Raw genomic sequence first — 12267 nt, 5'->3', positions numbered from 1 at the left:
AATTATGAGCGGAATATGAGCGAATAAATTACTCTCATCACCCTTTAAAGTTTTTCAAAAACTCTTTGAGCTCTGCATCGGCTTCTGGTGTGGTTCCGTGGAGTTGGCTCAGCATTTCGAGTAGGGAAGCTGTTTGCTTTTCAATCTCATCATTGGTCTTATTAATCTTGCTGACAATGTCCGTCAGCGGCTTGACTTCTTCCTCCTCACCAGTACCTAATCTCATCTTCTCTAAAACCATTCAACCGAATTCCTAGAGGTTGTATGGACGAACTGCTAATCAAGCCCTTAGATAAAAGATAATTTCTCATTTTTTCGTTGAAATTACTTTTCTTAACTATGACATCATTGTTTCCTTTTTCGTTCCTATTTAATTTTTCAAAAGCTTTTTCCCATTCTTTATATACATCAGAATCACCTAAAAAATCCATTATCTCCCACAGTTCAAATAGATTTAGATATTCCCCTAACAAAGTTAACCTATGTGTTGACATTTCTGGATTAGATAGTAAATTATCCTTTAGCAGACTTTTACGTTCTAAAGTCTCAATATCGTCCATAGCCAATAACTCTCTGCATAACTGAATACTAATTTCTTCACTATCTAATCTAATCAAGTCATCCCAGTTTTCTTTAGCTAACTGTCTTATCTTAATTTTGATAGATTCATCTGCATTGTCATAATAATTGGAACTAATTATATAACTTAAATCATCCATATCAAATTTAGAATCAAGGATATGAGCAACAAGTTTAAGAGAAAATTGCTTATTTTTCAAGCTTACATGATCCAGAATATCTATTATTTGTAGCTTATAGGAATCATCTATTTCCTCATATTGCAACAAATCATTGAGTTCCGTTTCATCATGAACGTCTTCTTCAATCTCAAGATACTTTTCAATATTCCTTGAAATGAAATAATTTTTCATTGATGGATATTTTTCTCTGATGAACTTAAGTTTATTAGCATTAAATTTTATAACCTCCAAATCTATCAAAACTTCCAATCTATCATCTGAAAGCCCCGTTACATCAAAGTCTTCGTAATGCCGTTGCATTGCTACAAGCATCGATTTATAGATAGTTAATGCTAAATTATCTGCAGATACAACTTGAACAAAAAAATCTTCCTGTACTTCCTCATCAAGTTGTACAAAAATCTCTCGGTTCAATACAAAATTGGGATCTTGATTAATAAAAGGAACCAGATATTCAGCAATATTCCCAAATAAAGAAAAGTAGGAACAAACAATCTCAGAATTAACTTGCCCTTTTTTAAGCAGTACAAGATTTTTTATCAGTTCTATATCATTAGATAATCCTTCAAACTTCTCTATGGTGTATTTAATGGAGAAGTCTGGAATACTATTGAATATACTTTCGGCAGGTGTTACCTCCCCAACTTCGTAACCCTCATCTCTAAATAAAATATCATGTTTAAGCAAGTGTTCAATATAAGAAGAATCATCGTCCATTTTCCCGTTTGATATTTTTATATAAACATTGGTGTATTGTAACAAATTATCTTCCGAATCTAAACAGTAGTCCAACAGTGATTTCAACTCAATATTTTTATTAATAAGTTCAAAATTCTTGTGAGTATATTCATAATTAGTATATCTTTTTCCCAAGTTCCATTTTATAAAAAATTTCAAATTATTCTCAGAAATCAAATATAAATTATTCTGATAAGTATAATCCAGTATTCTCTTATCATAGATATCATCTCGATAAAAATATTCCTTAAACTTTATATCAATATTTGATAAATTTTTAGTAAACTGCTGAATTTCATAACTCATATTTGGAGAAAGAAGCTCTTGATTATCATTTATATATCCTGAAATCAATACTTTTGTTTTTTCAGGAATGTCACTCAAATCAACTAAATTCATCAATGATAGTATTAGACTATTTTTATTTGGAGCAGCATATCCTCCATTTTTAATTTCTAAATACTCGTTAAAAAGACTAACATTGTGCTCCAACCATTTCTTAAGAAATAATTTAATGGTCTCTTTTTTATAAATTACACCTTGACCTGATATAGCTCTATCTAATGTATTATAAAAGTTAATCAAGAAATCCAAAACATTCTCTTGTTTAAATATTTGAGCTAAACACTCATTATCATTTTCTTTTTTGGAATTTAGTAAATAGTCAAATAAATTATAATTTAGCACATAACTATATCTATAATCTTTAATAGTCAAGCGATTAACTATTTCATTTGTATTGGTTAAAGAAATATCATAATTACCATCACGTCCAGAAACAACATTTCTTAGATATTCTTTTTCTTCTACCGTTATAGTATTTTCATAGAAATGATTCAAATAATCTTGATAGCTCTCATCAATATAAGCATTTCTAATTAGGAAAGAAATTATTGAGGATTGAGGATTCTTTCTTATTTCTTCTGTAAAATCACTTTTAAAATCATCAATATCTGTACCATATTGATAAACATCTGATAATCTATAACTATCTAGTTTCCCAAGCTCATCGTTCATTTTCTTAATTTCTTTTTCCAATTTTTCTATGAGCTTCTTATTCCTAATATTTTCTAAACGTTCTTGGAATTCTGGAGTATTTTTATCTGGAAATACAGAATCAATATCCTCAGTTCGTTTAGATTGATTATTATCTGCATCCCAATAATCTTGAAAGGTAATAATTTCACTGTCATCTGCCAGTAACTCTTTTATATAATCCGAACGTGATGAAAAATCTGATTCAGATTTACCATTTACTTTAATTACTTTTCTACCGAGCGGTACTTTCAAAATAGTTCCATATAATTCAAGCTCATCGTTTAATTGTTCTTCCTCTGCCTTCTCTATCTTTTTCTCCAATTCTTTTATCTTACTATATAATTCCTCCCTACGATTTTTTAATGTTATTTCTTTTGAGTTCAACAATTCATATAAATATCCTTGATTTCTTTGCAAAAGTGAAAAATCTTTAGGGAAAATATTCTTGTAGACTACCATTGAAAAAATTTTCTCACGCTCTAACGGTAACTTACTTAATGTTTCTTTATAAGTCAGATACTCATTACAAATATTATTGATTAATCTCATATCGTCAAGATATAAAGAAATATTAAATAAAAACGTCTTGTCTAAACTACCATATTCGCACATTTCTGTGAGCAATTCTTTTAGCTTTTCATTGGAATTTGAGGCTGTTACAACAGGAACTATAGGAATAATAAAATCAAAAAACTTCGTTCTCTCTTGTGATTCAAATAAATCATCTTTTACAAGATAGAAAAATACCAGTTTACGTTTGTGATTTGCCTTTCGATTTCTATTAATAATTATATTTAGTTCCTTCAATTTTTCAAAAATTCTAGAATCATTAAAACGTTCAATATCTTCAAATACTATGACATTTGCTCCTGATTGCTTGAATAAATAAAGGACATCATCTAAGTATCGATCAAAATAGGATACTTTAGAATTATCATTTGAAAAAATTTCGATATCAGTTTCAATTTTTTCTGCTTTTAAGGATAATTTTTTGATAAAACCAAAATCTTTTTGTAGCTTCAGTAAATAATAAATTCCATATACAATTAAAACAAATAAAATTACTAGTACAAGAAGGAAACTGATAGGTTTCGTAGCCCAAGATAACCAAGAAAAGTTATGAATTAAGCCATTCCATGAAGAAATATTTAGCAAGTACAAGGATAATAATATTACTAAACCTAAATAGATAGAGATATTAAAAGGTTTAATCTGCGATTCTGCATCAAGAGTTTTAAAAATTGATTTTCTTATTTGATTAGGATTAATTTGATGAAGTAATTGATTGATTATTTTGCCTTCTATGGTATTGATTTGACGATTATTGAGCCCATTTTTTTCACTACCTATTGTTTCATCATACTGCCCTAAAGATATATAGAGGAATGTTTTATCTGTACATCTCCTCTCAAAGCTCTCAACAATGCTACTTTTCCCCGCTCCATAATTCCCAGTAATAGCTACGTTGGTTACTTCCGATTTTTTGTCAATCGCAAACTGAAGTGCTTCTAGTGTTACTTGCTTTATTTCAACATCTTTATTTGAAGTAAGTGATCGAAATTTATATTCTCTTTCCATTAATTTATCTCTCCCAATAATTACTATATGTTTAAACTAATACCATTATATCAATTCTTACTGAGTATATAAAGCTTTTATATACAAAATAACCCCTTAGAAATTAATTCCTAAGGGGTTGTATTTATCCTGCTACTGGTGTAGCTTCTTCTACTTTAACTTTCTTATCCTTCTTACCTGAACTGGTCAATCGTCGTTTACTATCTCGGATTGTATTGAGGTCTTTAAGGAGTTTGGTTAGGTGTTCCTTTTCAGGATAGGCTTCTGCACTGGCTGCGGTATAGCGCATAAAGAGGTCGTAGATACTAGTTAATTCGGTACGGACTTGTCTGGTCTTGCCAACTTCCTTGGCAGACTTATGCGCACGCGCCTGACTTTCCACCTGATCATAGTCTTCCTGCGCACTGATCACTGCCGTCAGCATAGGTGTCAGTCCTAGACTGGTCACTGCTGTCTGGTAGGGTTCTTCGCTTAGAGTTTTGAGCAGACTCTTGATTTCTGCCGTTTCCACATCATTGCTATGCTTGGTGATATCCTTGTACTTTGCAAAGACTGGTTTCAAGGTCTCATGGGCTTCTTTGAGTTTGGTCTCCTTGATCTTAGCAAATCCTCGATGAAGAGTAAAGAGACCGACTAGGGCACTATCACGATTGCGATCGACTTCGGTCAGGTTCGTCGCCTCTTTCTTTTCTACAATAGCTAGTTGGCCTTGAAAGTCTGCTAGCTTGCTCTTGAAGGAATCGAGATGCCTGCCATACATAGGCTCGTCCTTATGTGTCTTGGCAAAGACTTCTAGTAGTTGACCCGTATCTACCATGAGACTTTCAAACTCACGGTTGGTAAAATTGGTGTAGCTTAGCGGGCGGATGGTAAATGTTTTTATCATATTGATAACCTTTCTATTTCCATTAAATAAGGAATTCTTTCTTTAAGTTGACAAATCCATTCTAACAGTTACTTTAAAAGATTTGTCCCACTTCCGCTCAACTGTCTACTTTATCATCCCAACAGCACTTTTTCAGTATATTTCTTACTTTTACAGGATAAATCAATCATTTCAGAAACAGAAAATCCCTATCTGACTGGACACACATCCCATCTGTCAGATAGAGACTCTTATTATTTTTAGATTTTAACTTTTCTAGCTTTAGAACACATATAAACTTTAGGAAAGACGGCTATTCGAAGCTTAGAATACTCATAAATTTATGTATTTCTTATCATTCGAAGATTAGAATACATCTAAACTTTAGGAGGTCTATGTCTTCGAAACTTCGAATAGCTACCTCCCCTACTCCAACCGGCTTTTAACCTTCTTCTTAGTCAAGATACGGTCGTTTTTGTTAGAGAGAGCTTGGATACGAGCTTCAAGAAGGATTTTCCGTCCAGCCTCTGTCCGTGTGTAGATCAGGTGATAACGTCCGATAGTTGGCGTCAGAAAGTCAAGGAATTTCTGTGCTTCTTCCTTGCGCTTGTCAAAAAGACTAGGAACGGCATAGTAAGGTGACTGGCCTTCTCGGACTTTCTCCGCCTTCAAGAGATAGCGCTGGTTGTCCACTGGAGCAAAGAACTCTCCCACAGTCTGAGCAAACAACTCCTTGTCTCTCATGCTTCCTCCCTTGAGATAGGCAAAAATCATATAATTCTCCTTGTCCTCCTCTACCCGAACACGGGATTGATCGTCCGTTAGGTGTCCCAAATCTAGCAGAGCCTTTCGGATCTGCTCACCCAGAGACTGCAATCGTTTATAGGGACTCTTATAGCAGAGGTAGCGCCAAGATACAAAGGCAAAAAAGAGGAAACAGGCTGCCGTAAGCCACCAAACACCGATCAGTCTCATTCTAAATAGCAAGACCAACAAATCCACTGCTAACAAGAGCAATGACATGCGAACCCATTTTAATGCATCAAGCAATAGTATGACTGGGATCTTCTTTTTTTGGGTTGCGACTTCTGTAACTATCTCAAATTGTTCCGCTACGACGAGAGCATCTTGCCATTTTTGTCTCAAGCCTGCTCGATCCTTGGAGAGACTCTTAACTCGCTCATTATACTCGCTGATTTGCTTTTTCTTAAAAGGGGGCTTGGGAAAATCCAAACGATCCAAACCGGTCTCAATACTCTCCCAATTATAGGCCAAGCCAAGAAAATGCTCCATCCGTCGCGACAAGGTCTGCAGATCCTGATTGCTCTCTGGTCTAGGCTCCTCACCAGGAAGAGTGATGAGTGCTTGCGCTTGAACGGCTACCAGATGCCAGATGTTGCTGGTCTTTTCTGGATGTCCCGGCCAGATACGAATGGCACGCCCGCGCATCTGGTTACTCAGCATAAAGCTCCCCACAAAGCTTCCTAGGATTAGGGAGTTGACACAAGGAGCATCCCACCCCTCTCCAAGGAGAGATTTAGTTCCGACTAGGACTTGAATCCGCCCTCGTTGAAAAAGCTCCGTCACCGCTGCCACGATTCCCTTAGCTGAGCTCGGAAAAACGACTTGCACATAATGCTTTTGATCCAAGTGACCAATAGACGAAAAACTGAGACGAACCTGAGGCAAGAACTCCTTCAACTCTGATGCCACATCAGTAGGCAAAATAACGACACTACCTGACAAGACAGCCAAAGACACAGGTATCTCTTGCTCCTGAGCTTTTCGGCGAATGCTTTCAAAATAAGGGAGAACCCCCAACTGAGAAATGGTCGCCTGATCATCTCCCAGATAAGTAGCAAAATCCTTGCGAATATAGTCGGCTAGTACTAACTGTCTCAGTTCCTGACCTAGACTTTCATACTCTGTCCAGAAGATATCGGCGATGGCAGACAATTTCCCCAGAGATTGAGTTAAAAGCTGATCAGAAGCCTTAGACTTAACCAGATAAACCTGACGTTTTTCCACCAACCCGCGCGCCTTCAAGTCAGCCTCTAACTTTTTCCTATATCCATCTAGATCCTCATACCAATCTGGTGTCTGATAGAGCATGCTCTGCAATAGTGTCTCCAACCAGTAGGAGGTCAACGGTGGAAGCTTCTGAGTCCCCAGTAAATTTTGCAAAGAGGGAGGAATCGTTAATCCCTGAGAATGCATATAAATCAACATAGCGGACAAATACTTGGGATCTTCTAAGAGAAAATCAGATGAAATATCCCCTTTGAGGACCTTTGAATCTGCTACAAATGTTTGAAAATCAGGATCGACTATAAGGTGATGAATATAGTCCCACTTAGTCTCCTCAAACCGCTTGAGACGTTCCGACTCTTCAGCTGTTGGTGAACACACATAGACAAAATCCTGATGAGGGCAAAGAGTGTCTTCCTTGACTAGTTCGGGTACCGTGATTTCTTGATCGATCTCCCCGCACATTCGGATATAGCGTTCCCAGAGTTCTGGCTCGCTGTCATATGGTGGTGTGGCTGTCAGGGAGATGACTTGCAACTGTTCATACTGCTTGCGAAAGGCTTCCAGACTTTTCCACCATTCATTGCGCAGATGGTGGCATTCATCCAAGCAAAGAGTCGCAACTTTCTGAGCTCTTAGGTTTGAAAGCAAATCAAACCCCACAAAATCCTCTGCTTCACCATCTTCTTGTGATTGCAATTGGTTCATGGCACTATGAAAGGCCTGATAGGTCACAATCGTTAGGGGCCTCATCTCCTTTAAGTTTTGGGAAACGAGGTCTGAAATCTTCTGTTCGTTCTCTAAAAAGGCTGTTTGAATCCTCTCTACCCATTGTTCACGAATGGTGACAGTCGGAACTAAGATGAGGGCTGGGTTGCCAAAACGAGCGATTAGCTCGATACCAATGGTTGTCTTTCCAGACCCTGGAGCAGCCACTAGATGAACATGACCGTCTGCTTGATAGTCCTGAAAACGATCCAAGACCTGTTTTTGGTATTGGCGCCAGCTTCCTTTAAAGTTTAAACCTAACATGATACCCTCTCATTCTATACCGTCATTTTCTTATTCTCATTTTACCACACTTATTTCACCAGCTAGATAATCCAGATAGTTTTTCTCCACAAAATATGATATAGTAGTATCATACTATCTATAAGGAGTTCCTATGTCACAGCATAAGCAAATGAAAGCTGTTTCTCCCCTTCTACAGCAAGTCATCAATATTTCGTCTATCGTCGGGGGAGTCGGTACCTTGATTTTCTGTATTTGGGCCTATCAGGCGGGGGTTTTACAGTCCAAGGAAACCCTATCGGCCTTTATCCAGCAAGCTGGGGTATGGGGACCACCGCTCTTTATCTTTTTACAGATCCTACAAACCGTTGTTCCGATCATTCCGGGTGCTTTGACCTCAGTGGCTGGGGTCTTTATTTACGGCCACATCATCGGAACCATCTATAACTATATCGGCATCGTGATTGGCTGTGCCATTATCTTTTATCTCGTGCGCCTCTACGGGGCTGCCTTTGTCCAGTCCGTCGTCAGCAAGCGCACTTATGACAAATACATCGGTTGGTTAGATAAGGGCAATCGTTTCGAGCGTTTCTTTATCTTTATGATGATCTGGCCAGTTAGCCCAGCTGACTTTCTCTGTATGCTGGCAGCATTGACCAAGATGACCTTCAAGCGCTATATGATTATTATCGTTTTGACCAAACCCTTTACCCTAGTGGTTTATACCTATGGTTTGACCTATATTATTGATTTCTTCTGGCAGATGTTTTGAGAATAGAAAAATCCGTTTGGTTTCCCAAGCGGATTTTTTGAACATAGACAGCCTATTACTTGATACTAAATATACTTTGGTATGGAAATCATGCCTATTTTTCGCGAGTAAAGCGAGGACTTACCTAGCCTTTCCGCCGTGATAGAAACACCTGAAATATAATGATTTCAGGTGTTCGGAAACTTTGAGACTTTAGGCTCAAAGTTTAGGTATGGAATTTCGAAGAAAGTCGCTACCGTCCGTAATCACTTAAGGAAAGGCTCAAAAAACATTGTCTTCAATCTAAATATCCGTTTGGTTTTCCAAACGGATGCTTTTTTTATTTTGAAACTTCTTTTGCAAGGACAAAATTCCCAAGTGTTGCGGAACCATTGCCTGCGACTGCTGGCGTCACGATGTAGTCACGCACGTCTGGTACTGGTAGATAGCCGTTGAGAAGAGCTGTGAATTTCTCACGTACACGGTCCAGCATGTGTTGTTGGGCCATGACTCCACCACCAAAGACAATCACATCTGGACGGAAAGTCACTGTCGCGTTGACCGCGGCTTGAGCGATATAGTAGGCTTGAACATCCCAGACAGGGTTGTTGAGTTCGATGTTTTCACCACGAACACCTGTACGAGCTTCCAGACTTGGTCCAGCCGCAAAGCCTTCCAAACAGCCCTTGTGGAAAGGACAAACGCCGTTAAACTCTTTCTCCTCGTCCATTGGGTGTTTGGCTACATAGTAGTGACCCATTTCAGGGTGACCTACACCACCGATAAATTCACCACGTTGGATGACACCTGCACCGATCCCTGTACCGATAGTGTAGTAGACCAAGTTTTCGATACGACCACCAGCATTGTTACGAGCAACTACTTCACCGTAGGCAGAGCTGTTTACGTCTGTGGTGAAGTACATTGGCACGTTTAGGGCACGACGAAGGGCACCAAGCAAGTCTACATTTGCCCAGTTAGGTTTTGGAGTCGTTGTGATAAAGCCATAGGTTTTTGAGTTTTTGTCGATATCGATCGGACCAAATGATCCGACAGCAAGACCAGCAAGATTATCGAATTTTGAAAAGAACTCGATGGTTTTATCGATGGTCTCGATTGGAGTTGTTGTAGGAAATTGTGTTTTTTCTACAACATTAAAGTTTTCATCTCCGACAGCACAGACAAACTTTGTACCGCCCGCTTCTAAGCTTCCATATAATTTTGTCATGATAAACCTCTTATCTTTGTTTTCTCTATTATAGCACATTTTAAAGAGCTAGATTTCTCAATATTTTAGATTTTCCTCTGTAAATCTTACCATCCAAGTAAAAACGAACAAACATAATATTTGTTCGTTTTGTTTTTAGATTTGATTTTCGAAAAGGACTAGGCTTTCACTTCGATGATAGCGTCACCCTTGACAACTGAACCGCTTGCGACTGGTGTCACAGAAGCGTAGTCTGCTGTGTTGGTTACGATAACCATTGTTGTGTCATCAAGGCCTGCAGCAGCGATTTTGCTTGAGTCAAAAGTTCCGAGAACATCACCAGCTTTGACCTTGTCGCCTTGAGAAACTTTTTGTTCAAAGCCTTCACCGTTCATAGATACAGTATCGATACCAACGTGAATCAAGATTTCAGCTCCGTTAGTTGTCTTCAAACCGTAAGCATGTCCTGTAGCAAAGGCGATTGATACTTCTGCATCAGCTGGTGCGTAAACCACACCTTGGCTTGGTTTTACAGCGATCCCTTGTCCCATTGCACCACTTGAAAAGACTGGGTCGTTGACATTCTCAAGAGCAACAACATCACCAACGATCGGAGTTTGGATTGTTTCATTTTTGTTAGTTACAGTTTCTTCGGCGTTTGCCTCTTCAACTTTAGTTTCAGCAACACTTGTAGCTGCTACTGTTGCTGCCTCATCAGCAAAGACACCTGCTGCTTTTGTTTTACCATAGAAATAAGTCAAGGCAAAGGCTGCGGCAAATGAAATCACTTCTGCAACTACATACATAGGGATTGAACCTGCTTTAATAGATAGGAATCCGATAAATCCAGCTGCTCCCAAAGAAACAGCAATGACATGGGTCAAACCTGCCACAAAGGCACCAACCGCTGAACCAGCAAGAGCACAGAAGAATGGGAATTTGTATTTTAAGTTTACCCCAAATAGGGCAGGCTCAGTAATACCAAGGAAAGCAGAGACAGCCGCAGAACTTGACAAGCCTTTAGTTTTAGCATTTTTAGTCAAGAAGTAGATAGCAAGAGTGGCTGCACCTTGCGCAACGTTTGCCATTGAAGCAACAACAAAGATGTAGTCACCAAATCCAGTACCGTTATTATTGTATGCCGATAATAACTGTGTTTCAATAGCAGGGAATGATTGGTGAAGCCCTGTCATAACAATCAATGAATATGTTCCACCAAAGAGCCCCATACCAAATGCACCTGTAGTATTGTATAGCCATACAATAGCATTAGTAATCGCATCAGAAACCACCAACATCACAGGACCAATAACTGTAAAAGTTAGGAATCCTGTAATCATAACTGATAAAAGCGGAGTAAAGGTGAAGTCAACTGCAGATGGCAATTTTTTGTGGAAGAATTTTTCTAAAGTTGCCAACAACCAGACAGCTACCAGGACAGGGATTACTTGATAAGCATAGTTTGTTTGTGTAACATGGAAACCTAAAATATCCCAAAAAGCTTCTTTACCACCCAAATCTGGTGTGGTCATAATCATACCGATAGCCGCACCAAGAAATTGGTTTGCCCCAAAGCGTTTAGCCGCTGAAATCCCTACTAAAACAGGTAAGAACATAAATGGGGCAGCAGACATCAATTGAATCATCGCTGAGATCCCTTTGATAGCAGGGTACATGTCTTCAATAGATTGAGGTCCAAATAAGTCTGGTGATGTCAAGAAGTTACGTAATGCCATCAAAAGACCACCCGCAACCAATGCAGGAATGATTGGAACAAAGATGTCTGACAAAAGCTTAATCAAATCCATCAATGGATTAAATTTTTTGTCTCTATTCACAATCTCTTTTAAGTCATCTGTGGAAGCTTCTTTCAAACCTGTTTTTTTGATGATTTCTGCATATACAAAGTTAACGTCTCCGGGACCAATAATAATTTGGTATTGTCCGTTTGTGCTAAATGTACCTTTAACATCAGCATTGTTATCTAGAGCTGCTTGGTTTACTTTTGTTTCATCTTTTAATACCAGACGAAGGCGGGTCGCACAATGTGCTGCAGCTACAAGATTCTCTTTACCGACAGCCTCAATGACCTCGGCAGCAACTTTACTATAATCCATAGCAAAAATCTCCTTATAAAAATTTTGTTCTTGTTTGAAAGCGATTTTATTCGCCCTACGACTATTATTTTATCATGTTTCTAAAATATGTCAAGCGTTTTGCAGAATTTTTTATTTTTGTTCTCTTCCTTATACTCATTTATGATAGTTTTTGATCGTATTCTTCTATTTCC

6 protein-coding genes and 1 pseudogene are annotated in these 12267 nt (G+C 38.1%); 1 reads left to right on the top strand and 6 read right to left on the bottom strand.

Features of this window, described 5'->3' with window-relative positions; genetic code table 11:
- Positions 1-37: 37 nt before the first annotated feature.
- From BLS46_RS06325 to BLS46_RS06310, 4 genes and pseudogenes are all read right to left on the bottom strand, one after another.
- Positions 38-214, bottom strand: a pseudogene (locus BLS46_RS06325) (type I restriction-modification system subunit M); the annotation flags it as partial.
- Positions 207-4115 (bottom strand): YobI family P-loop NTPase, encoded by a 3909-nt coding sequence (locus tag BLS46_RS06320; RefSeq protein WP_093586370.1) that lies wholly within the window; start codon positions 4113-4115, stop codon positions 207-209. The pseudogene BLS46_RS06325 and the gene BLS46_RS06320, both read right to left, overlap by 8 nt.
- 124 nt (positions 4116-4239) lie before the next feature.
- Positions 4240-5001, bottom strand: a complete 762-nt coding sequence (locus BLS46_RS09905) for a DUF6261 family protein (RefSeq protein WP_180364062.1) — start codon at positions 4999-5001, stop codon at positions 4240-4242.
- Positions 5002-5406: 405 nt separating this feature from the next.
- On the bottom strand, positions 5407-8040 hold the full coding sequence (locus BLS46_RS06310; protein ID WP_093586368.1) for a DEAD/DEAH box helicase family protein: 2634 nt from the start codon (positions 8038-8040) through the stop codon (positions 5407-5409).
- 133 nt (positions 8041-8173) lie between these two features.
- On the opposite strand from BLS46_RS06310, the gene BLS46_RS06305 reads away from it, so the two are divergent.
- Positions 8174-8791 carry a TVP38/TMEM64 family protein gene (locus BLS46_RS06305; RefSeq protein ID WP_065371614.1) on the top strand — a complete coding sequence of 206 codons (618 nt, stop codon included), beginning with the start codon at positions 8174-8176 and terminating at the stop codon, positions 8789-8791.
- 319 nt (positions 8792-9110) lie between these two features.
- Here the strand turns inward: BLS46_RS06305 and scrK are convergent, their stop codons facing one another.
- On the bottom strand, positions 9111-9998 hold the full coding sequence (gene scrK / locus BLS46_RS06300; protein ID WP_093586366.1) for a fructokinase ScrK: 888 nt from the start codon (positions 9996-9998) through the stop codon (positions 9111-9113).
- A gap of 158 nt (positions 9999-10156) precedes the next feature.
- Positions 10157-12094 carry a sucrose-specific PTS transporter subunit IIBC gene (locus BLS46_RS06295; RefSeq protein ID WP_093586364.1) on the bottom strand — a complete coding sequence of 646 codons (1938 nt, stop codon included), beginning with the start codon at positions 12092-12094 and terminating at the stop codon, positions 10157-10159.
- Positions 12095-12267 lie beyond the last annotated feature (173 nt).

Origin of the sequence: Streptococcus sp. NLAE-zl-C503, assembly GCF_900104285.1 — a bacterium.
Taxonomy (GTDB): Bacteria; Bacillota; Bacilli; order Lactobacillales; family Streptococcaceae; genus Streptococcus.
This window is presented reverse-complemented; position numbering and strand designations above follow the sequence as displayed.

What these genes read in the sequence shown, in the direction of transcription:
- BLS46_RS06305 (WP_065371614.1), top strand. Translation starts at nt 8,174, where the DNA reads ATGTCACAGCATAAGCAAATGAAAGCTGTTTCTCCCCTTCTACAGCAA.
- BLS46_RS06320 (WP_093586370.1), bottom strand. Translation starts at nt 4,115, where the DNA reads ATGGAAAGAGAATATAAATTTCGATCACTTACTTCAAATAAAGATGTT.
- BLS46_RS06310 (WP_093586368.1), bottom strand. Translation starts at nt 8,040, where the DNA reads ATGTTAGGTTTAAACTTTAAAGGAAGCTGGCGCCAATACCAAAAACAG.
- scrK (WP_093586366.1), bottom strand. Translation starts at nt 9,998, where the DNA reads ATGACAAAATTATATGGAAGCTTAGAAGCGGGCGGTACAAAGTTTGTC.
- BLS46_RS06295 (WP_093586364.1), bottom strand. Translation starts at nt 12,094, where the DNA reads ATGGATTATAGTAAAGTTGCTGCCGAGGTCATTGAGGCTGTCGGTAAA.
- BLS46_RS09905 (WP_180364062.1), bottom strand. Translation starts at nt 5,001, where the DNA reads ATGATAAAAACATTTACCATCCGCCCGCTAAGCTACACCAATTTTACC.